The 22,849-nt window shown below is 45.8% G+C and carries 20 protein-coding genes and 2 tRNA genes; 18 read left to right on the top strand and 4 right to left on the bottom strand.

Translation table 11 applies throughout. The features are described 5' to 3' along the window. Window positions 1-9 precede the first annotated feature (9 nt). From ACXAH6_RS02605 to ilvN, 10 genes are all read left to right on the top strand, one after another. Window positions 10-1,107 (top strand): sulfotransferase family 2 domain-containing protein, encoded by a 1,098-nt coding sequence (locus ACXAH6_RS02605; RefSeq protein WP_474875071.1) that lies wholly within the window; start codon window positions 10-12, stop codon window positions 1,105-1,107. Window positions 1,108-1,290: 183 nt separating this feature from the next. Further along, window positions 1,291-1,366 (top strand) — tRNA-Gly (locus ACXAH6_RS02600). A 51-nt stretch (window positions 1,367-1,417) separates the two neighbouring features. After that, window positions 1,418-1,493, top strand: a tRNA-Gly gene (locus tag ACXAH6_RS02595). 199 nt (window positions 1,494-1,692) lie between these two features. Continuing rightward, on the top strand, window positions 1,693-3,009 hold the full coding sequence (locus ACXAH6_RS02590) for a glycoside hydrolase family 2 TIM barrel-domain containing protein (RefSeq protein WP_474875070.1): 1,317 nt from the start codon (window positions 1,693-1,695) through the stop codon (window positions 3,007-3,009). A 422-nt stretch (window positions 3,010-3,431) separates the two neighbouring features. Further along, window positions 3,432-5,891, top strand: a complete 2,460-nt coding sequence (locus ACXAH6_RS02585) for a TonB-dependent receptor (RefSeq protein WP_474875069.1) — start codon at window positions 3,432-3,434, stop codon at window positions 5,889-5,891. An 84-nt stretch (window positions 5,892-5,975) separates the two neighbouring features. Then, window positions 5,976-7,529, top strand: a complete 1,554-nt coding sequence (locus tag ACXAH6_RS02580; protein ID WP_474875068.1) for a tetratricopeptide repeat-containing sulfotransferase family protein — start codon at window positions 5,976-5,978, stop codon at window positions 7,527-7,529. An 805-nt stretch (window positions 7,530-8,334) separates the two neighbouring features. Next, window positions 8,335-8,832 carry a DUF4442 domain-containing protein gene (locus ACXAH6_RS02575; RefSeq protein WP_474875067.1) on the top strand — a complete coding sequence of 166 codons (498 nt, stop codon included), beginning with the start codon at window positions 8,335-8,337 and terminating at the stop codon, window positions 8,830-8,832. A gap of 167 nt (window positions 8,833-8,999) precedes the next feature. Continuing rightward, on the top strand, window positions 9,000-9,374 hold the full coding sequence (locus ACXAH6_RS02570) for a MaoP family protein (RefSeq protein ID WP_474875066.1): 375 nt from the start codon (window positions 9,000-9,002) through the stop codon (window positions 9,372-9,374). Window positions 9,375-9,579: 205 nt separating this feature from the next. Continuing rightward, window positions 9,580-11,298 (top strand): acetolactate synthase 3 large subunit, encoded by a 1,719-nt coding sequence (locus tag ACXAH6_RS02565; RefSeq protein ID WP_474875065.1) that lies wholly within the window; start codon window positions 9,580-9,582, stop codon window positions 11,296-11,298. After that, entirely contained in the window at window positions 11,298-11,795 is a 498-nt protein-coding gene (ilvN, locus tag ACXAH6_RS02560) for an acetolactate synthase small subunit (protein ID WP_474875064.1), read from the top strand. Before ACXAH6_RS02565 ends, ilvN begins: the two co-directional genes overlap by 1 nt. Here the strand turns inward: ilvN and ACXAH6_RS02555 are convergent. Both ACXAH6_RS02555 and ACXAH6_RS02550 read right to left on the bottom strand, forming a co-directional pair. Continuing rightward, window positions 11,792-12,154: a hypothetical protein gene (locus tag ACXAH6_RS02555; protein WP_474875063.1), complete on the bottom strand. Its 363-nt coding sequence runs from the start codon at window positions 12,152-12,154 to the stop codon at window positions 11,792-11,794. The two genes, ilvN and ACXAH6_RS02555, sit on opposite strands and share 4 nt — an antisense overlap. A gap of 196 nt (window positions 12,155-12,350) precedes the next feature. Next, window positions 12,351-13,391 carry a hypothetical protein gene (locus ACXAH6_RS02550; RefSeq protein WP_474875062.1) on the bottom strand — a complete coding sequence of 347 codons (1,041 nt, stop codon included), beginning with the start codon at window positions 13,389-13,391 and terminating at the stop codon, window positions 12,351-12,353. A 253-nt stretch (window positions 13,392-13,644) separates the two neighbouring features. Between ACXAH6_RS02550 and tatA the strand changes: the two genes are divergently transcribed. The 7 genes from tatA to hemB are packed head-to-tail and all read left to right on the top strand — an operon-like array spanning window position 13,645 to window position 19,214. Continuing rightward, window positions 13,645-13,875: a twin-arginine translocase TatA/TatE family subunit gene (gene tatA, locus ACXAH6_RS02545; protein ID WP_474875061.1), complete on the top strand. Its 231-nt coding sequence runs from the start codon at window positions 13,645-13,647 to the stop codon at window positions 13,873-13,875. After that, a complete protein-coding gene (tatB, locus tag ACXAH6_RS02540) occupies window positions 13,875-14,171 on the top strand; it encodes a Sec-independent protein translocase protein TatB (RefSeq protein WP_474875060.1) in 297 nt (98 codons plus the stop codon). The genes tatA and tatB overlap by 1 nt, the downstream gene beginning before the upstream one ends. Before the next feature lie 3 nt (window positions 14,172-14,174). Beyond that, window positions 14,175-14,939 (top strand): twin-arginine translocase subunit TatC, encoded by a 765-nt coding sequence (gene tatC, locus ACXAH6_RS02535; RefSeq protein ID WP_474875059.1) that lies wholly within the window; start codon window positions 14,175-14,177, stop codon window positions 14,937-14,939. 17 nt (window positions 14,940-14,956) lie between these two features. Then, window positions 14,957-15,535, top strand: coding sequence for a hypothetical protein (locus ACXAH6_RS02530; RefSeq protein ID WP_474875058.1), 579 nt, complete (start codon window positions 14,957-14,959; stop codon window positions 15,533-15,535). After that, the gene (locus ACXAH6_RS02525; RefSeq protein WP_474875057.1) at window positions 15,535-16,314 is read left to right on the top strand and encodes a TatD family hydrolase; all 780 of its coding nucleotides are present in this window, start codon (window positions 15,535-15,537) and stop codon (window positions 16,312-16,314) included. Before ACXAH6_RS02530 ends, ACXAH6_RS02525 begins: the two co-directional genes overlap by 1 nt. Window positions 16,315-16,324: 10 nt before the next feature. Further along, entirely contained in the window at window positions 16,325-18,223 is a 1,899-nt protein-coding gene (locus tag ACXAH6_RS02520; protein ID WP_474875056.1) for a sensor domain-containing diguanylate cyclase, read from the top strand. After that, the gene (gene hemB / locus ACXAH6_RS02515) at window positions 18,216-19,214 is read left to right on the top strand and encodes a porphobilinogen synthase (RefSeq protein ID WP_474875055.1); all 999 of its coding nucleotides are present in this window, start codon (window positions 18,216-18,218) and stop codon (window positions 19,212-19,214) included. The genes ACXAH6_RS02520 and hemB overlap by 8 nt, the downstream gene beginning before the upstream one ends. A 57-nt stretch (window positions 19,215-19,271) precedes the next feature. Here the strand turns inward: hemB and ACXAH6_RS02510 are convergent, their stop codons facing one another. Both ACXAH6_RS02510 and rhlB read right to left on the bottom strand, forming a co-directional pair. Continuing rightward, entirely contained in the window at window positions 19,272-20,813 is a 1,542-nt protein-coding gene (locus tag ACXAH6_RS02510; protein WP_474875054.1) for a Ppx/GppA phosphatase family protein, read from the bottom strand. A gap of 9 nt (window positions 20,814-20,822) precedes the next feature. Further along, window positions 20,823-22,097 (bottom strand): ATP-dependent RNA helicase RhlB, encoded by a 1,275-nt coding sequence (rhlB, locus tag ACXAH6_RS02505; RefSeq protein ID WP_474875053.1) that lies wholly within the window; start codon window positions 22,095-22,097, stop codon window positions 20,823-20,825. A gap of 100 nt (window positions 22,098-22,197) precedes the next feature. Here rhlB and trxA point away from each other — a divergent pair, with 100 nt between their 5' ends. Further along, window positions 22,198-22,524, top strand: a complete 327-nt coding sequence (gene trxA, locus ACXAH6_RS02500; RefSeq protein ID WP_474875052.1) for a thioredoxin TrxA — start codon at window positions 22,198-22,200, stop codon at window positions 22,522-22,524. Window positions 22,525-22,849: the final 325 nt, after the last annotated feature.

Here is a 22,849-nt window from a genome sequence, read left to right as displayed (position 1 = left end):
GCCTGTGAAATGAAAGAACCTATATTTATTCATATTCCCAAAACCGGTGGTACTTCTATTAACTGCGTGATCAAAGGTACGCCGTGGCAAACACCGATTAATCATCATTACCGACACCTGATTTTTGAGACTAAACAGTCGAATTGCGGTGATATTTTTCAGCCGAAGAATCGCGATAAATATCGCGACGAATTTATCTTTATGATGCTTCGTCACCCTGTCGACAGGCTGGTGTCTGAATACTATTACATCCGTAACAATCAGGATTTCATGCAGCACCTAAGCGTTCAACCAGCGAATTTTGAGCAATACATCGACAACCCCCAAACCAGTAATTACATGCTTAAATTTCTCGATGGGCGGCGGATTTATGATGCTAATACAGCAATGTCAGAACAGCGAGCTAACGAGATTATTCACACAATTGATGATCTCAACATACACACGGGGATTTTCGAGCAATACGCTTTGTCGTTGTCTTATTTTGCCGCTGTCGGCGATTTTGTCTGGCCTGATACCATTGAAGTGAAACGGGCCACGTTAAACCGGCCCAACGTGAAACAACTGCCCAAAGACCTCACTGCCAAAATACTGCGCAACAATGACTTGGACATGAAGCTTTATCAGCATGGCGTGGCTCGTTTGGCTGAAAATGCGAAGCAATTGGCGGTACAGAAAATTAAGTTCAAGGGGGGGCGTTTAGACTTTGTGATTCCTTATACGTTGTGGAATTGCATACTCGATGTAGAGTTGCAGAACAAAACCTTTATCGAGACCAATAAAACCTTTTTGGTCACGCTAAATCACTATCTGCATAAAACCGTTACCACGGGCAAAGACTACACCAAACAATGGCTAAAGCTGTTTCGTGAGTCGGTAGCATTTTACTACCCAAACACAAAATTTGCCAAACAAGTGAAAAGTATTAAGCGCAGCGACCCGCTCGATGAAGTGATTGCGATAGCGCGATTAATAGAGAGTGCACCGACCAACCCTGCTTTAGGCATTAATATCAACCAACCTCAATTACAGTTGCGATTAACCAAAGAGATGGCGCAGGTGATGAAACAAGACAATTTGGTGTCGGTTGGTACTAATCAGTGGTAATACGGTACTAAACGTTGGGGGGAGCTTATGGCCGTGGTTACATACATAAATCGGTCGCAGGCAGTAATTATGACGGTTAATTGAGCGATTAAGCGTTAAATTGTAAAAAAACACAAATTAGTGGTTGCGCTTAGCAGATATTTTTGTAAAATGCGCACCACTTCAAAACGAAGTACCTCTTTTGCGGGAATAGCTCAGCTGGTAGAGCACAACCTTGCCAAGGTTGGGGTCGCGAGTTCGAATCTCGTTTCCCGCTCCAATTTCTCTTCACAGAGAATGTATAAAAGCATGTAGTCATGCAGTTCTTGACGCGGGAATAGCTCAGCTGGTAGAGCACAACCTTGCCAAGGTTGGGGTCGCGAGTTCGAATCTCGTTTCCCGCTCCAAATTCTTCTTCTTTCTAATTTTTCGTATTTCAAAGTCTTCTTGTATTGGTTTGTTTTGGCACACTGTGTATTGCTTTCGTCCGACCTGTGTAATTAGCGCTTGCGATAAAGGTTAAAAAAACGTTAATGTGTTAAAATGGTAGCGCTTACATTCTTGGTGTCTACGTTTCACAATAACAATGAGAAAGGACGACAAACAATGAAAAGATCGCACGCACTCAGTTGCGTAATGTTTATCGCGTTGGGGTTAATGGGGTGCGAAAAGCAAACCCTTAATGAAGCTATTTCTGCAGGGCCTATTCACACCGAATTACAACTGAATGATGGTCACTACCAAATCATACGTGATGGTAAGCCTTATTTTATTCGGGGAGCAGGTGGGCGTTCATATTTGGCCAAACTGAAAGCGTCGGGAGCGAACACTGTTCGCACCTGGGGAACGGACGGGGCTGAAGCGTTATTAGATGAAGCGCAAAAACAAGGTTTGAGCGTAATGCTGGGATTGCGGTTGGGCCATGAGCGTCACGGCTATGATTACGATGATGCCACAGCAGTGCAAAAGCAATTCGAAGACGTTAAAGCGCAGGTGTTAAAGTTTAAAGATCACCCAGCCTTACTAGCTTGGGGGATTGGCAATGAAGTTGACCTTTTCTATACCAATACCAAGGTGTGGTACGCCGTAGAAGATATTGCCAAAATGATCAAAGCTGTTGACCCTCACCATTTGGTGACCACGGTAACGGCCGGTATTGATAAACAAAAAGCCGACTTGATCATGCAACGTGTGCCGAGTATCGATTATCTCAGCATTAATATTTACGGTGGCTTAGAAACCTTACCCCAGCATTTGCTGGATATTGGCTATACGGGTGCCTACGTTGTGACAGAGTGGGGGCCAACAGGTCATTGGCAGGTACCTCGTACCGAGTGGGATGTGCCCATTGAGCAAACCAGTACCGAGAAAGCCGCTTCATATCGCAGCCGCTACGAAGGCGGAGTATTATCAGCGCCTGAGCGCGCGTTAGGTTCCTTTGCGTTTTTGTGGGGGCAAAAGCAAGAGACTACGCCTACTTGGTATGGCGTATTTACGGAGTCGGGTCATCCGAATGAAGTGGTAGATAGCTTACAGTATTTGTGGACAGGGAGCTGGCCGCAAAAACGCGCGCCGTCAATTGAAGCGTTGACGATTAACGGTGAAGTGGCAAAAAGTAATGTATATCTTGAGGCGGGAGAGTCTGCTGCCGCTAAGGTAGAGATTGTCGAACGTAGCCATTCGGCTTTGCATATTCGCTGGGAAATCTTACCTGAGAGCACTGATATTAAAGCTGGTGGCGACCCCGAAGACCGCCCACACGCCCTTGCAGGGCTATTTACCTTGCAACGCAATGGCCAGTTGCAGTTTATCGCACCGTCCGAAGGCGGCGCTTATCGGTTGTTTGTGTACGTTACTGATGAACAAGGAAAAGTGGCGACAGGTAATATTCCTTTCTTTGTTCATGAGGCTAGCAAAGTATAACCTTCACATCGATAACACCCTTTAGTTAACAGGGGGGTTATCTTCCTCGTTTATCTGTGTTCACAGTTTCCGCTGTTATAAAAATGTTACATATTTATTCATTTAGTGAATAAGTATTCGGTTTTCTTGTGCAAGGTTGGTGCAAGGTTTTCGCTTTTTGATTATTTTTGGTGCTAATAATGGGATGTATTCCCGAATTCATCAGACGAGTGAGCACTTTTTTTGTGCAAAAAGTATGTGCTATTTGTCGCATAAAGAATCAAATGCGTAAAATTTTGAATAAGTATTCAATAAGTTCTCATCTAGTCTAAAAAAATACACTAAAATAAGCTGCAGAATCGGCACAAAAGATGCTGATTGAAAAGGCTTATACAAATATAAAAGTTGTTGTTTGGCTATCAAGCCATATCAGGAGAGCACACATGAACCAACCTTCAGGCAAGCGTTTCGCTTACTCTGTTGTTGCAGGCGCCGTATTATCTGCGGTTTCTAGTCCCGCTGTTTTTGCACAAGATGCAGCAGCCCCAACAATCGATGACAAGCAAATTGAACAGATCCAAGTTACCGCAACGCGTCGTTCGGGATCGCTACAAGAAGTGCCATTAAACATCTCGGCAATTACCGCAGACGTAATGGAACAACAAAACTTGGAAGATATTGAAGATATCGCTCGCTGGGTACCTGGCTTAACGATCACAGACCAAGGTGGTCGTACTGATTCTCCAATTATTGTTCGAGGGTTGAACACCAACTCTTCTGGCCCGTCTTCTGACGGTGGTACAGTAGCGACCTATTTTGGCGAAGTACCTTTGTTCCTCAACATGCGTCTTAAAGACGTAGAGCGAGTGGAAGTGCTCATCGGCCCACAAGGAACCTTGTACGGCGCGGGTACGTTAGGTGGTGCTATTCGTTACATTCCAAATGCCGTTGACCTTGATATTATGTCTGGTTCAATTTCTGGCGATATCTTCCAAACCAAAGAAAGTGATTCTGTTGGTGGTGAAGGTGGTGTTGTCTTTAACGCCCCGCTTATTGACGGCGAACTTGGTATTCGTGCGTCATTCAATGTGTATGACGACCCTGGCTACTTAGATTACAACTACGTAGTAAAAGAAGGCGGGGTTTCTTTGCCTGATCCAGACTGGACTGATAGTGCTGCAGTGTCTGAAAACCTTAAACAGGTAAAAGACGCTAACGGAGAGAAAACCACCACAGGTCGTGTTGCCGTTCGCTGGATGCCAACCGATTGGCTAGACGGTACAGTTTCTTATTTCTATCAAGAGCGTGATGTGGAAGGTCGCTCTATCACTCAATATGGCTCACTCAGTGACGACAATGGTTTGAGCAGTATCATTGGCAAATACGAGTCAGCTTATCGTTACGAAGAGCCGCGTGAGCAAACCGATGACTTGTTGAGCCTAGAACTTAAAGTAGACTTAGGCTTTGCTGAAATGGTTTACGCAGGTGGTCGCTCAACTTCTGATGAATTAGGTCAACGAGACCAAACAGATCTGCTTATTCGATTAGCCTACAGCTACGAAGAATTCCCAGCATTCTCGTCTTATACCGAAGAAAAAGGTGATGTTGAAACCACTACGCACGAAATTCGTTTAGTGTCTCAAGGTGACTCAGCATTGTCTTGGATAGTAGGTGCATTCTCTTTTAAACGTGAGTCTTCTGGTTACAGTAAAGAATTTACGCCAAACTTCGACGTATTTGCTATCGAAGAATGGGGCATAGACGGTAACTATCGACCTGATGCGCTCGAATATTACTCTGTTGATGAATCGCTTCAACAAGAAGAAGCCTTCTTTGGTGAATTGAGCTACGCTGTTAATGAAGACCTGAGTGTTACTGTTGGTATCCGCAATTATTCTTATGAAGTAAGTTCGCGCTCTGCGGTGGACCTCCCCCTTTACAATTCAGTATTTGCCGGCCGAGGCTCAGATTCCATCGAGTTAGACTTTGGTGAAGAAGGTGCGGATGATGATGGTAACTTGTTCAAGTTCAATGTGAGCTATCAAGTGACCGACGATATCCTCACTTACTTTACGGTAAGTGAGGGGTTCCGTATCGGTGGCGCGAATGGTGTGGCAGCATGTCCTTCAGACATTGATGAAGTTGAAAACCAGATCGTGTGTGCATTGCCAAATGAGCAAGTTTACACCGCTGATACCACCACTAACTATGAGTTAGGCTTCAAGTCGACCATGCTGAAAAACAAACTGCACTTCAATGCAGCATTGTTTAATGTAGATTGGGAAGACGCGCAAGTTGGTGGTGCTACAGTGAACGGTCAGCAACCTATTACCACAAACGCTGAAGGTGCGAATGCACGTGGTGTGGAATTGTTCACACGTGCAATTTTGTCTGACAATCTATCTATGTACGCGACTTACTCATACACCAAAGCTGAGCTAACTGCTGACGCGCCGTATCTATTTGGTACTTACGATGAGGGCGATACTGAAGCGGCTGAATACTATGATGGTCGTGATGGCGACCGTCTGCCGGGTTCTCCTGAGCATCAATTCTCGCTGGGTGTAACATACTCGCAAGAAGTATTGGGCGATAAGATGTTAGACGTGAGCTATGGTTTAACTGCGCAAAGCGACATTATTACCACTGTAGGTAAACGTCGTGATGGTGAAACATTACCAGGTTACGCAGTAAGTAACTTAACGGCTAAGCTGTCTGACTACGATTGGAGCGTTACCTTCTACGTTAACAACTTGTTCGACAAGTATGCATTCGTATCTACCCGTGGTTTCGAAGGCATGGTAACCGAGGGTAACCGCGGCGACTTGCAGCGTGGTTATAGCCACTTCTTGATGAAGCCTCGTACCGTTGGCTTGAAGTTTGATTATAAATTTGAGCTGTAATAGTCTGCTGACTAACGCAGTTAATCCTTATACCTAAGGTATGAAAGGGCACTTCGAGGGTGCCCTTTTTGTTTTGTGGAAAAGATGGAACAAGCACAACTCTTCAGCCTGGCTTTGCAGGCAATAAATCAACGTGATTATGTAAAAGCGCATCAAGCTTGTGTGACTGCCGTTAAACAATTTGGCGACAGTGCGCAGGCGTATTTTTTGCTGGGTATTATTCATATCGAAATAATGCAAATTGGCAAAGCGGTGCGGTTGTTAGAAAAGTCACTGTCGTTGGCGAAGTCGGCTGAAACGTATGCATATTTGGCAAAGTGTCACTCTCTCACGGGAGATCTAACCCAAGCACTTGCTGCGGCAGACGCAGCGCCTGTTGCCCTCTTAGATAAAGCATTAGCATTGGATACAGTGGGGGTTGCGCTGTCTCGTGTGGGTGTTCACGACAAAGCGCTGGCGTATTTTAGTAAAGCATTAACGCTAGAACCGAATAATCCGGCATTTCACTACAATTATGCGGTGTCAGCTAAGTTCGATGGTGATTTTTCAGCTGCAAGGACGGGATTCGAGAAGGCGATTGCGTTAGCGCCTGATTATCATCAAGCCCATTTTGCGCTATCTGACTTGGGTGGTGTGAGTGCTGAAAATAACCATATCGCTCGCCTTAATGCTGTTGATGCGCGTATTACTGATGTTGATGGTAAGTTGCATATTGCCCACGCTTTGGCGAAGGAATTTGAGGCACTAAAAGATTTTGACAGTGCCTTTGGGGCTTTAAACTCGGCGAAAAAACGCAAAGTGCCGCAGTTTTCGGGTGTAGAAGCTCAGTATCAGGCTATGTTCGATTTCCTTATGAAGAGTGCGTCGAGCAGTGCGCCGACTGTGGGGTCGGACAGTGCGAGGCCAATTTTCGTCATTGGGATGCCGCGTTCGGGGACCACATTGGTTGAGCGGATTATTAGTAACCACAGTATGGTGGGGTCGGGTGGCGAACTTCAAGACTTTGGTGTGGCGGTGAAAGAGCTGACGGGGACGGCGTCGAATGCGGTGTTGGACTTGCCTACATTGGAAGCGGCGGAAAATCTGGATTTCACAAAATTGGGTGAACGGTACTTGCAGCGGACGCAGATTTTTCATCCTGAAATGGCACATTTGGTGGATAAGCTGCCGTTTAACTTCTTCTATGTGGGTTTGATTCGTCGTGCTTTGCCGAATGCCAAAATAGTATGTTTGTTGCGTGATCCTATGGACACCTGTATTGGTAATTTTCGTCAGTTATTTTCTTTGAACAGTCCTTATTATGCGTACTCTTACGATTTAGAAAGTATTGGTCGTTTCTATCGGCAGTTTTATGCGCTGGTGCATGAGTGGAATAAATTTCACCCTGATTCGGTACGTTTGCAGTCGTATGAAACCTTAGCGCGGAATCCTGACAGCGAAATTCGCGATTTGCTTGAGTTTTGTGGGTTGCCGTTTGAAGAGCAGTGCTTGCGGGCTGAGTCGAATTCGGCGCCTGTGTCTACGGCGAGTAAAGTACAGGTTCGTGAAGCGATAAATACGCGTTCGATTGGGCGTTGGAAGCAATATGGAGATTATACGGCTTCATTGGAGGCTTTGGTGGCTGGGCTTTCTTCGTAGCTTGTTCTCTAGTTCCTTAAGTTTATTTCTTCGTAGTTCGCTTGGCAGTGAACAAGTTCGGCTCAGAAACACGCTGTAAACACTTCCGTGTGCGATCGGGTTGCCGCATCCCTGCGGCAAACGGTTTCTGACTCGAACTTGTCCACTGCTGGTCGCTCTTCCTTTTTGCATCCGCCTTGGTTTCTTCGTAGCCCGTTCGCTTGGCGGTAACAGTGTTCCTCAGAAACACGCTGTAAACCCATTCCCTGGGCGCTCGGATTGCCACATCCCTGTGGCGAACGGTTTCTGATGCACACTGCCACCGCTTGTCGCTCTCTCGAATATAATCCCTACGGTATGGAGCGGAGACATCCGCCTTGGTTTCTTCGTAGTCCGTTCGCTTGGCGGTAACAGTGTTCCTCAGAAACACGCTGTAAACCCATTCCCTGGGCGCTCGGATTGCCACATCCTTGTGGCAAACGGTTTCCGATGCACACTGCTGCCGCTTGTCGCTCTCTCGAATATAATCCCTACGGTATGGAGCGGAGACATCCGCCGTGGTTTCTTCGTAGTCCGTTCGCTTGGCGGTATCAGTGTCCCTCAGAAACACGCTGTGAACCCAGTCCCTGGGCGCTCGTGTCGCCGCATCCTTGCGGCGAACGGTTTCTGATGCACACTGTCTACCGCTTATCGCTCTCTCAGTATGGCTTGAGTTGGAGGCATCCTCTAAAACGAGAAGTCACCTTTTGTTAACAAACTTCTTGCATATTGGGAAAGCTATTCGCATACTCACTGGTCTAACCAGATGTAAGTGACGAGTATAGCAATGGCAAAATCAAACCCACTCCAGCAGTTCGTAAAAAAGGTTAACCAATACCCCGCATGGTTGAGCAGTAAGTTGCTAACGTGGATGTTCCGGTCAAAGGTCAAACTTACTGGAACCGTAAAGCTAGACATTCTTGAAACCGACCTGAAATCAGTCACCTTTCGCCAAAAGAATTACAAACGGGTGCAAAACCACATAGGTAGTGTGCATGCCGCAGGCATGGCTTTGTTAGCAGAGTCAGCTACAGGGTTTGTCGTAGGTGTTAACTTACCCGGCGATAAATTACCCCTCATCAAAACAATGGAGCTTAATTACACCAAACGCGCCACCGGTGATATGCAAGCCACGGCCAGCCTAACTGACGATCAACTCACCATGATGCAAACCCAAGATAAAGGTGAAGTTAAGGTTGCTGTAAAGGTCACCGATGCAACTGGCATCGAGCCGGTAGAATGTAATATGGTGTGGGCTTGGATCCCCAAGCAAAAGAAAAATTAAGTTAAGGAAATTTATCTCGTTTTCCTGTTTGACAGTACTTTGATCTCTGACTAAACCATGTATAACTGAAGTCGTTGTTCGCTCACAAGCGCGGCTTCGGTACTTCAGAGTTGCTGGCGCATCCCGCGTCTGTTCAGTATCGGTGCTTAGCAAGAAGGAACACCACGATGGTGAAAGTAACGAGAGAAAGCGTGTTAAAACGTCAGTTCATTGACCGAAAGCATTATCCTTATGGCTTTTCACGTTCAGGTGATTTTTCCATTGCAGAAAGTAAAGCGCTCACGCACTATGGATGCCTGATCGCAGCCTTGGTCGATGGGCAACTAGCGCCTAGCAGTGAAGAGGATAAACATTTCATTGCAGTAGCCGCAGGCGTACAACAGCCGAGTTCAGCGGCAGAACGCGCTTGGTTGAAATATCAAACCTTGATTAATCGCCCTAAAATGGCGAGTATCTATGGTAGCAAGCGAGTTATCGACGACAGTGACGGTGACGAAGTAGATAGCGATGACAGCGTGGATTTGGACTTGGATGAGGCCTAGCGCTGTTAATTTGATGTAAATAAAAATTTCGATTTCCAATCAAAAAAACAACATTTCGAAAGATTTATCCTAATATTTTGTAATATTGGGATATGTATCTCACTTTTATTGAAAAAGCTGTTTAATCTTCCTATTTCCTTCGATATAGTCCGCCTACTGTCAAAGAGGCAGATTTTTTAAACAACCCTTAACAGGAGAGACTACCGTGAAAATGATGTCGGGCGCCGCCATGGTGGTGGAAGCGCTAAAAGATGTAGGAGTCAAACATGTGTTCGGTTACCCCGGCGGTGCCGTACTAGACATTTATGATGCTTTATTTGCACAAGATGATGTCAAGCATGTCCTCGTGCGTCACGAACAGGCTGCAGCTCATATGGCTGATGGTTATGCGCGTTCGACTGGAAAAACCGGTACTGTCCTCGTTACCTCTGGCCCAGGCGCAACCAATACGATCACAGGGATCGCTACCGCTTACATGGATTCCATTCCTATGGTGGTGCTGTCTGGTCAGGTTCCGTCAATGCACATCGGTGAAGATGCCTTCCAAGAAACAGACATGGTTGGTTGTTCGCGTCCTATCGTTAAGCACAGCTTTTTAGTAAAGCGTGCGGTAGACATTCCTGAAGCGATTGCAAAAGCATATTACATTGCCAATAGTGGCCGACCTGGTCCTGTAGTGGTTGATTTGCCAAAAGATTTGGTAAACGTGCAAGAGCAGCACCCCTATGTGTTTCCGTCTGATGTGACCATGCGTTCATACAATCCAACTGAGCGCGGCCACATGAAGCAAATTAAAAAGGCCGTTGCCGCACTGAAAAAGGCCGAGCGCCCTGTGCTTTATGTGGGGGGGGGAGCGGTCGCAGCTGAAGCGTCAGGTGCAGTAACTAAGTTAGCAGAAACCCTTAACGCTCCGGTAACCTGTACATTGATGGGCTTGGGCGCTTTCCCAGGCACGCACGACCAGTTCGTGGGTATGTTGGGTATGCACGGTACGTTAGAAGCCAACAAAACCATGCACAATGCTGATTGCATTTTAGCCTTGGGTGCGCGTTTTGATGACCGTGTGACTAACAATGTTGAAAAATTCTGCCCCCATGCAGACATTATTCATGTTGATATTGACCCAGCGTCAATTTCCAAGACAGTCAATGCCCATATTCCAGTGGTAGGCTCGATAGATAAAGTTTTGGAACAAATTTTCGAGTTGCTTGAAGATGTGGATTTGTCTGGCCAAAAAGAAAAACTAGCCGATTGGTGGCAACAGATTACGCAATGGCGTAGTCGTGAATGTTTGAAGTTCAACCAAGACTCACAAGTGATCAAACCACAGCAAGTTATTGAGTCTTTGTATAAGCACACCAATGGCGAAGCCTATGTCAGCTCAGACGTGGGTCAGCACCAGATGTTCGCTGCATTGTATTACCCATTTGCTAAACCGCGCCAGTGGATCAACTCAGGTGGTTTGGGCACGATGGGCTTTGGTATTCCCGCTGCAATGGGCGTACAGTTTGCGCACCCTGAATCCACCTCTGTGGTAGTAACAGGTGATGGTAGTGTTCAAATGAACATTCAAGAGTTGTCTACCTGCTTGCAGTACAACTTACCAATTAAGATTATTTCATTGAACAACCGTGCTTTGGGTATGGTGCGTCAATGGCAAGATATGATTTATAAAGGGCGTCACTCGCACTCTTATATGGAATCTCTACCTGACTTTGTGAAGTTAGCTGAAGCTTACGGCCACGTAGGCATTAAGGTTGATACCTTAGATCAGCTAGACGATGCAATGGAGAAGTGTTTCAGCTTGAAAGATCGCTTGGTATTTATGGATATCGCGGTGGATCAAAACGAGCACGTGTACCCAATGCAAATTAAGTTTGGGGCTATGGATGACATGCGTTTAAGTAAAACGGAGCGTACCTAATGAAACGAATTATTTCTGTATTAATGGAAAACGCGCCGGGCGCATTGTCACGTATTGTTGGTGTGTTTTCTCAACGTGGTTACAACGTCGACTCTTTGTGTGTTGCGCCCACTGACGACCCGAGTTTGTCTCGATTGACGATCACCACACAAGGTGACGACAAAGTGATTGAACAAATCACAAAGCAGGTCAATAAACTCATTGATGTGTTGAAAGTGGTAGACTTAACAGATGGCGCGCACATTGAACGCGAGCTTATGTTGATTAAAGTGGCAACACGTACTGAAGCGATTCGCGCTGAAGTGAAGCGCAATAGCGATATCTTCCGCGCACGTATCGTCGATGTGAACGCCAATAATTACACCATTGAGATTACGGGCACCACCGATAAACTCGATGCCTTTGCTACCACTATGGGGCAATGTGCAGAAATTGTTGAATCTTCAAGAACGGGCGTTTGTGGTTTAGCCCGTGGTGAACGCGCGCTTAGACCTTAAGCGCGTTTTTCTGGGGCATGCTGAGGTATGCCCACAGTAAAGCTCTTATTTTCTTCAGCGCGGTCAAACTCTTGATCGCGTTGCCCTAATATCCCATATAGCACCAATAACGCGGCAAAAAACAACGAAATACCCGTAATAGGCATTATCGGTTCTGCGCCTTTCGGCGGCAGCTTTTCTGGGGCTTGTTTAAAAATGCCTGTTAATGGCCAGGTTGGCCGAAAACTCGCTAAAGGGATAGCGTCACCCTCATTGGGCACGATAACGAGTGTCTGTGTAAATTGCACCTTACCCTCACTGATAAAATGCGCCAAAGACAACACGGAAACGGCAAAAAGTACGACTTTAATTAAGCGCACGAAACACTACTCACTGACTTCGCTACACACAGCTATGCGCAACTTGTTAATCTTCTCATCCTCACTTTTTATGATGCGGTAAAAAGATGAGAATTGGTAGTGAAAACAGCGAATTTAGCGTGAAACTTTGATCTTGAGCATCACTATTGGTGGTCTTTTAACTTCCTTTTATACTTTAGTCTAGGCGAAATTATTACTAGCGTTTTCCGTAATACATTTCCACGCGCATGGCCATACCGAGCGACGCGCGAAAATCTTCTTCTCGTAGCCATACAACAAAAGGCTCTACTTCAAAATACAACCATTCTCTAACGGGGTTGGTTCGCCATCGAATACTGGTATAAACCTCGTTAATGCGATAGTTAGGTTGATTACCGCCTTCGGCATACAGGGTAAAAATGGTTGCGCTGTTAGGTGAGCGCGGTACCAAATGTTGCATGCTGTGCCGCCATACCCAATCGTCGCTGCGGCTTCGATAATAGTAGCGGTTGTTGAATTTGAGGTATTCGTCGTTGGGCAAAAGTTGTTGGAATGACAAACCCAGTTCGGCGCCGAGTTGGTCCCGCGTGTAATAATAAACTTCGGCGTCGTAATCTAAACTCAGCGTTTTAGTGATGGGAACCACATCGTCAAACTGACTTTTCACGAATAGCTGGTCGCGTCGGCCGGCCCCGATGCGGTGTGATAAGCGCGCTTCTTTATCTTCTCTGAATCTAATGGCCAAGGTGGCAGATTGTCGCGAGTAAGTTTCTGGATCGCGGGCAGCCTTGATGGTGTCGTCTTTGTCGAAATCCTGATCATCTGAAAACAGCAAGTCGACTCTATTTTCGAGGGCGGGGAGTTTAACGCGAATGCGAAATCGCAAATCGTGTTGCCCCATATTGCGCGAGCGCGGCTCCCAACCTAAACGAATACGCCCTTCTGCGCGAGCCTCCTCGTGATCGCGATTCCCTTCTAAAGCAAAAAACTCATCGAGTTGCCGCGCTGAATAATCAAAAGAGTCGGTTAATGTTCCGTGCCAACGGTCGAGCCAGTTTCTTTCTGGAATGGCGGGTTGAGAGTGAGGTACTCGGCTGATTGAGCGCTCGTTGTCTGCTTGACGGGAAGCCTCTGACGTGTTTTCTTCATCTGGTTTAATTTCTTTTACTATCGGTTGTTGCGTATTATGCGTATCACTTTGTTGAGAAGCCATATTAAGCGCTACACTCAATGAAAATGCATAAAGGGTTGTTAGCATTAAGAAAAACCATGGTAATGTAAGGTGTTTTATCAATTAGCATGCAAGTATGTGGCCGTTAGGTCAAACGAAAAAAGATAAATTTGCCAGAAATGTGCAACAAACCGTGCAAAATGAGAAAAGTAAAAATCCCGAAATATCGGTGGTTTATCCTAATCGAATAAGTAAAATCAAAAACATTTGATAGGTTGATGATGTCAGCAATGATGGTTGGTGGCATACTGTAGAAAAGTGGTAATGGAGAGAAAAGAGTATGGGTATTAGCGTTCCAAGTTTGCTGATCATCTTAGCGATCGTAGTATTGCTGTTTGGATCAAAGCGTCTGAAGTCTTTAGGCTCTGATTTAGGTAGTGCCATTAAAGGTTTTAAACAGTCTGTTGGTGACGAAGACAAAGATTCTGACTTTGCAGATCAAAAGAAAGTAGCAGAAAAAACAGAATCGACTGCGGAAACAACCAAAGCGACTGAGAAAGATAAAGTTTAATGTTTGATATCGGTTTTTGGGAGTTGCTGGTTATTGGCGTGCTCGCACTATTGGTGCTTGGGCCGGAACGCTTACCGGGCGCTATTCGATCCACCGTACAAACCATTCGCAATGTCCGCAATATGGCTACCGGCTTTAAAGATGAAATGGAACATCAACTTCGAGTACATGAGTTGCATGAAAATCTTAAAAAAGCCGAGCAGCAGGGGCTAAAAGATATATCGCCTGAACTGCAGAAAAGCGTTGATGAATTAAAAGACGCGGCCAAGCAAGTGCAGGAACCTTATAAAAAGTAATTCATGTCTGATTCTAGCAGCCTTATTTCACATTTAGTTGAACTGCGCTCGCGGATTTTGAAAGCCTTGGTGAGTGTGTTAATCGTGTTTGGATGTTTAACACCCTTCTCTCAAGACTTATATCAAATGCTTGCGCAGCCTTTACTAGACGCACTTCCTGAAAATACTTCGATGATTGCAACGGATGTTGCATCACCGTTTTTCGCACCGTTTAAGTTAACCTTGGTGTTGGCGTTTTTCATCGCTGTGCCTTTTGTGCTTTATCAAATTTGGGGGTTTGTCGCGCCCGGTTTGTATCGCAATGAAAAGCGTTTAATTGCGCCTTTACTGTTGTCGAGTACCTTGTTGTTCTACGCGGGTATTGCGTTTGCGTACTTTGTGGTTTTTCCACTGGTATTTGCTTTTTTTGCCGCGGCTGCGCCAACGGGGGTAACGGTTGCTACCGATATCAGTAGCTATCTCGATTTTGTGCTTAAACTGTTTTTTGCGTTTGGTGTGTCTTTCGAAGTACCGATAGCCATTATCCTGTTGTGTTGGACCGGTGTCACCGACGCCAAGTCGTTGCGAGAAAAACGGCCATACGTAATTGTGATTGCATTCGTAATAGGCATGTTGCTAACACCGCCAGATGTGATTTCGCAGGTGTTGCTTGCGGTGCCTATGTGGGTGTTATTTGAATTTGGTGTGATTATTGGTGGCCTTTACGCGGGGAAAAAATCCGCCGAGTCTGAAAGCACAGCACTCTCTTCTGACAACGAACATCGTTAATATTGTAAGGAACTCATATGAAGTCTACAGTGGTTTCTCTTTTTTGTTTTGTCGTTGGGCTAAGCGCCATGACCGCCCATGCGGAAACAATTGGTGTTGCACTAAAGCAGTGTAGTGAAGAGAGTAACAGCCTGCAGCGATTGGTGTGTTATGACAACGTCGTTAAATCAATAAACCAATATTCAGGCTTAGATACAAGTGTACAGCCCCGTGAAACGGTTCAGCCAAGTGTGGCTGCTGCGCCCTCAGCCACTTCTAAATCACAAACTGCTGTTACTTTACCCGCAACAGTACCTCCTACTACGAACACACAAAACAGCCCGGTATTGTCGCCTGAACAAGAGTTTGGTCTAGAAGCCAAAACGCCCGCTGAAGAGATAGACAAAATCTACAGCGTTGTGGCTAAAGTTGAAAAAGGGCGTTACGACCGCTACGTCATTACGTTGGAAAACGGCGGCGTGTGGCGTCAAACGGGGAATGACCGTTTAAAGGTGAAAGTTGGCCAACGCATCTATATTGAACGCGGTGTATTGAACGCGTTTTATTTGAGTCGAGACGACTTAAACCGCCGCATGAAGGTCAAGCGCGTAGAGTAATGAAATGGTTTGATGCTGGCGTTAACTTATTAGATCCGCGCCTTAATGACGAGTCAACTCTGCATGCTGCCATTGAGGCTGGGGTTGATAAACTCTGTATCATCACGTCTCAACCCAGTGAGTGGGAAGCGGCTAAGCGTTGGTACGAGCGCTTCCCAGAGCATGTGTGTTACACGGTTGGGGTTCATCCCCATTGTGCAAAACTCGTTGAAGATGCGCACTGGGCACAGTTACGTCAAGCGGCTGAGTCTGATGGTGTGGTGGCAATTGGCGAGTGTGGGCTTGATTTTAATCGCAATTTTTCTCCTCAGCCCGTTCAAATACAGGTCTTTGAAAAACAACTCGCTCTGGCTGGTGAACTTGGTTTACCTGTATACCTTCATGAACGTGATGCGTTTGAACAGCAAGTTGCCTGTTTAGACGCTGTGAGTGATAAGCTCGCGGGTGGCATTGCCCATTGTTTTACCGGTACACCAGAGCAGATGCACACGTATCTCGAAATGGGCTTGTACATAGGGGTTACAGGCTGGGTGTGCGACCCTAAAAGAGGGGATGCGCTGCGCGAAGCCGTGACTACTTTGCCTCTAGAACGCCTTGTGTTAGAAACCGACGCGCCTTATTTGTTTCCCAAGACGTTACGACCCCGTAAGAAAGACAATCTACCTGCATATTTACCTCACATCGGTCAGGAGTTAGCAAATTTATTGCAAATTTCGGCTACCACTCTCAGTCAGGTCAGTTATGCTAATACAGGTAAACTATTCAAATTGTTAGACTAGGTTAGCGCTAATGCAGTCTTATGCCTTATTTTTACGCCGCAGTGACAACTGGCTACTTGGAGTCAGTGTATTTATTGCGGTGGCATTACTGCTCTTCATTTTTAGTACCAGACCGCCGCCCAATCAAATATATACAATCCAACAAGCCGACATTCTTGAAGAAGGTGAACATCTTTTGTCTGTCGCCGAGGTGATGGCACTTCCGAGTTCAATGTGGCGCACTGAAGCGATTAACACCGGTTTAGGGATGGGGTTAGCACCACAATGGGTGAAGTTTACGCTAGATGTGCCTATTCCACCTCAGCAGAAGTGGATACTCGAAGTTGATTATCCTTTACTGGACCAATTAGACATTTGGTTGATAGACCCCACAACAGGCAAGCCGTTGCGACACCGACAGATGGGAGATAGCTTTCCTTTTACGCAACGGGATATTCAGGCCATTACTTTTGCTATGCCGGTTACCGATACGATTCCACAGACTGTTGTGATGCGAGTTGAGACCAAAGGCACGCTTAAGTTACCCATTAGTGTGATGTCTAAACATGACTTCATGGCGCAGGTTAGTGACCGTACACTGATGATGGGAGTGTTCTTTGGTATCTTGTTGACCATGGGCCTGAACAATTTCTTTTTCTTTATTACAACTCGCAGACCCATTTTTGTTGTTTATTCAGCATATGTGTTGTTTCTCGCAGGTACGTTAGCAGCGTTGACAGGTGTGGCGTATAAGTATTTGTGGCCTGAATCTCCTTGGTTTCAATCTACCGCCATCGCTATTTTAGCCAATGCAGCTACCTTCTTTGCCGTCATATTTACCTATTATTTGCTCGACATCGGTAAACAACATCACCTTATTCGCAAAGTGTTTGTGTGTTTTATCACCTTGTTTGGGGTGAGCTTTTTCGCCAGTTTTGTGTTGCCCTACACTCTTATGATCAAAGCGTTTTTAGTGATATTGAGTTTCAAGGTGCTGTTCGTTGTGGGCGTGAGCGTGTGGCTGGCGTTTCACGGTGTCATGATTGCTCGGTATTACACCGCCGCATGGATTGTCTTGTTTTCTAGTGTGTTGTTTGCGGCGCTTGATCATCTGCATTTTATTCAGGTGAATGTATCATCGAGTTTTATGTTGATGTACGGCGCAACGGTTGAAACCTTGTTGTTGGCCATCGTGCTGGCTTTGAGTTTTAGCCGCCAACAAAAAGAAATGTTAGATGCGCAAGCCCAAGCACTGGAATTGGAAAAGTCGGCGGTGGCTGCAAAAGAAGAGTTAATTGAAATGAAGCAGCGTACTCAAGAAGAGCTTGAGTACAAAGTGGGCGAGCGTACATTAGAACTGGAAATCACCTTACGCGAGCTGTCAGAAGCGAACCAAGAGCTAGAAAAGCTCAACACCATCGACCCACTAACCGGCATTCGCAACCGCCGTCATTTTGATAAACGTTTGCTTGCTGAGGGGCGCAGAAGCCGCAGGGAGCAAACTGCCTTGTCTTTGGCAGTGGTAGACCTAGACAATTTTAAACAAATTAACGATACCTATGGGCACCTTGTGGGCGACGCCTGCATTCAACATGTAGCGACTGTATTACGCGATATGTTGAAGCGTCCGTCCGATGACGTCTGTCGATATGGCGGGGAAGAATTTGGTATTATATTGCCAAACACAGAACTTGATGGTGCTCAGCAGTTAATTGAAGCGATTCGGGAAACCGTTGAAAAAACGCCTGTATTAGCTGAAGGACATGAAATTCACATGACAATTAGCGCAGGGGTTGCCAGCGCTGTGATGGCGTTTGAAGACCAAGAAAAACTCCTTTTTCAGCAAGCTGATAAGCTTTTATATGCCGCTAAACAGGCTGGGCGAAATCAAGTGAAAGCCTCAACTCTACAGGATATAGAAAATGCATAACGCTGCTTTTCCGTCTACGCGTTTACGCCGTCTTCGTGCTACTCAAGCACTTCGTGATATGGTGCAAGAACATCGTTTAACTGTGAACGATCTCATTTATCCGGTTTTTGTTTTACCGGGGACAAATCAAAGAGAACAAGTAACTTCAATGCCCGGTGTAGAGCGGTTGTCGATTGATTTGTTATTACCTGCATTAGAGCCATTAATCAAAAAGGGTTTACCTGCCGTTGCTATTTTTCCTGTGACGCCAATGGAGCATAAATCGCTGCTTGCTGAGGCGGCTTATGATTCACAGGGAATTGCGCAACAAGCAATTCGTGCGATAAAACAGGCCTTTCCACATGTGATGGTGATGTCTGATGTGGCGCTCGACCCATTTACCTCTCATGGTCAAGATGGACTGATTGATGAGTCGGGTTATGTCATGAATGACGAAACCGTCGACGTACTTATCAAGCAAGCACTCTCTCATGCCGAAGCGGGTGTGGATATTGTTGCTCCTTCCGACATGATGGACGGGCGCATTGGCGCAATCCGTCAGGAACTAGAACGCAAAGGCTTTATTAACACCTGCATTATGGCGTATTCGGCAAAATACGCATCGGCCTATTACGGACCATTTCGTGACGCAGTTGGTTCGGCGGCTAACATAAAAGGTGGAGACAAAAAGACTTATCAGATGAACCCTGCGAATACTGACGAAGCAATGACTGAAATTGCGTTGGATTTGCAAGAAGGGGCGGATATGGTGATGGTGAAGCCAGGTATGCCGTATCTGGATATTGTGCGTCGTTGTAAGCACGAGCTGAAAGCGCCAACCTTTGTCTACCAAGTTAGTGGCGAGTACGCGATGCACCAAGCTGCGTTTGCTAACGGCTGGCTGAATAAAGATGCGGTGATTCTTGAATCTTTGTTAGCGTTCAAACGCGCAGGTGCTGATGGCATTTTGACTTATTTTGCGCCCGACGCCATCGCGTTACTCGAACAATAAATTGATCAAAAAGGCCTTCGTAGAGAAGGCCTTTCACTATAAAAATACCAGTACTTGTTATACACACTCAAGGTGCCAACCGGCGCGATGTTGCAACCACGTCTCGTTGACCAATTCTGCATTTAACAGAGGGTGTGTTTTCAACCAGTTTTCTGGGAAGGTGAGTAACCAATGGTCACCGTCAATCGCAATGGAAACGGGTGGCACTTCATTCACTTGGCGACGAATACAAATCACCACTGAAAGTCGCAGTATTCTCACTAAGCTCAGCAGCATGGGTTTCACATCTTCGTGATAGTGGTCGAAAATGGACAGGTCAGGCTTGAGTCGGTGAGATTTAACTAAATCTCGGATGGCCGCGCGTTGTAAACGGGTAAAGCCCGGAAGCTCAATATGATTCAGAATATAGGCACCGTGCTCATGGTGCTTTTTATATTCGATGTGCAGGCCTATTTCATGCAGTGCCGCTGCTGCCCCTAATACAGTTTCGGTGTCTAGGTGACAAATATTCTGCTGTTCGCACATTTGCCTACATAAACTAATCGCCATGCTTTGCACGATATAAGCGTGCTTTTTATCAATGTGATAGCGTTGCATGGTTTGGTTTAATGTTTGTTGGCGTCGGTCATTTTCTGGCAAGTTGTCTAACATGCCATAAATTAATCCCTCTCGCAGAGCGCCACCAGAAATATTCATCGTGCGAATTTGCAAGCGCTCAAACAGCGCAATCAGAATGGCAAGGCCGCTGGGGAAAATAGGCTGTCTATTGGGCTCAAGGCCTTCAATGGCCAATTTGTCGATAGCGGCGCAATCGATACACTGCTGCTCAAGATTTTTCAGATAATCGAGCCTGATCGCATCGCTGATTTCTTGCTTTACCAGTATTTCTGTAATGGCTTGTGGTGTACCAGAGGCGCCTAAACAATTTTGCCAATCAAAACACAAAAACGCATCTTCTACCGGTGCGAGCAAAGCGTAGGCCGCGGCTTTCGCATTGGCAAAATTCTCTGCTGACAACACGCCACCTTTGAAGTAACGCTCCATAAAGGTGACACACCCCATGTCTAAACTCACGAGGTGAATGGGCTGCATATCGTTGCCGATAATAATCTCTGTACTCGCGCCACCAATATCGATGACCAGAGAGTTGCCTTGATTAGCTGATGTATACGCGACACCCAAATAGATCTGTCGGGCTTCTTCTTCGCCACTGATCACATGTAATTTGTGGCTCAGGATCTGCTCGGCTTTATTAATAAAAACTTGGGCGTTAGTGGCAAGGCGCAAGGTGGCAGTAGCCACCACTTTAACGTTAGAGCGGGGAATGTCTTGCAAGCGTTCTGCAAAGGTTTGCAAGCAACTCCAACCGCGCTCCATACTCTCTTCATCCAATTCCATTTCATCGTTCAATCCAGCTGCCAAGCGGACTTTTTGTTTTACTTTCCCGATGATCTGCACGCTGCCGTTAACCACGTGCACAATCACCATGTGGAAGCTATTCGAGCCAAGGTCTATAGCGGCGTAGTATTCGCCATAAGGCTCACCATAGGGTTCGGCGTAAGAAAACGACTGGGGTTGCGTGAGAGGAGCTTGTGTCATAATTGCTGCTTAATTACTGCCTTGTTTATTGCGTGGTTTATTGTTGTTATTACCACGGCGGTTCGATGGGCGCGTATTGCGACGACGTTGACGAGGGCGAGGTGCTTGCACATCGTCCAACAACGCAGTGCGGTCATATTCGGTCACCGGAATAGTATGGGCAATGTACGCTTCGATAGGAGGCAGATTCAATGCGTATTTTTCACACGCAAAGCTAATTGCATGCCCGCTTCGGCCTGCGCGCCCGGTACGGCCAATACGGTGCACGTAATCTTCAGCGTCATCAGGTAAGTCGTAGTTGAATACATGCGTCACTTCATCAATGTGCAAACCGCGAGCGGCAACGTCTGTGGCCACAAGAATATCGAGATTGCCTTTAGTAAAGTCTTCCAGAATGCCTAAACGCTTCTTCTGAGGCACATCACCACTTAGCAGACCCACACGGTGGCCATCGGCGGCTAACCATGCTGTGACATTCTCACAGCCGTATTTGGTGTTGGCAAACACAATGGCTTTCTCTGGCCATTCTTCTTCCATCAGAGTCAGCAACAATTTCATTTTGTCGTCATCTGAAGGATAGAATAATTCTTCTTTTACACGGCTAGCGGTTTTTTGCTGTGGCTCTACTTGAACGTGAGTAGGGTTGTTCATGTGCTCGTAAGCAAGTTCTTGTACGCGGTAGCTTAAGGTTGCTGAGAACAGTAAGCTTAAACGCTCAGTCGGCGCGGGCATACGACGGAACAAGAAGCGAATATCTTTAATAAAGCCAAGGTCGAACATACGATCCGCTTCATCAAGTACGGCTACCTGGATATTATCTAAAGAAAAGATACCTTGTTTGTAATAGTCGAGGATACGCCCAGTAGTACCAATAATAATATCTACACCATCTTGCAAAGCTTGGCGTTGACTTTCATAACCCTCGCCCCCATATATGAGGCCAAGTGATAGTCCAGAGTGCTTACTAAGCAATTCGGCGTCATTATAAATTTGTACCGCTAGTTCACGGGTAGGTGCCATAATAATGGCTCTGGGCCCTTTTTTAGGTGAACTTTTTTCGGCGCGACTGAGTAAGTGATGGAAGGTGGCAACAAGAAAGGCAATCGTTTTGCCCGTACCCGTTTGGGCTTGGCCAGCAACATCGAGTCCTTCTAATGCAGGAGGAAGACTCAGCGCTTGAATAGGCGTACAATGAGTAAAGTTGGCTGCCTTAAGAGCTTCAATCACTTTGGGATTGACTGGCAGGTCTGAAAAATAAGTTTCGGTTAAGTGAGTTGTTTGCATAGCTTATAGCTTATCAGTGCTTGCATTAAAAAACAGATTCTATATAACACTTATGGTAGAGCTGAGACAAATCAGCGACAGACCAAAAATGGAGACAAGAATGAGCGACAAAATTATCCAGTTAACTGACGATAAGTTCGAAGCAGATGTAATCAATGCTGACGGTCCTGTGCTGGTTGACTTCTGGGCTGAATGGTGTGGCCCTTGTAAAATGATCGCGCCAATCTTAGAAGAGATTGCGACCGAGTTTGATGGCAAATTAACAGTTGGCAAGTTGAATGTCGATGAAAATAATGAAACTCCGCCAAAATATGGTATCCGTGGTATTCCTACGCTACTTCTTTTCAAAGGCGGTAACGTTGCAGCAACTAAAGTTGGTGCCTTGTCAAAAACTCAATTAATTGAGTTTTTGAACGATAGCCTATAATTATTTTCCGTCGTTAGCCACCTAACTAGACAGTAAACGGATTGTATAAATAGCCCCTCATTGAGGGGCTATTTTTTTGCCTCGTGTTACTCACTTCCCTCAGACTTCCCTTCTTCATTCAGTCGTTATTCTGCGTACATTGTTAATATGAAAACTAAATGTAACGTCTTTTTCGTAGCTTTACGCCAGTTATCATTTTATTTTAAGTAATCGTTTTCCCTGTTCAGACTGCGATTTATTTAGACTTTAGATTGGTTTTTACTAAATTTTAACGAAATTTGTTGAAAACGTTTACCCTTGTGTTGTAAAAATATTGTGAACATTG

The organism is Alteromonas sp. ABE4_545 (assembly GCF_056161325.1).
This window is presented reverse-complemented; position numbering and strand designations above follow the sequence as displayed.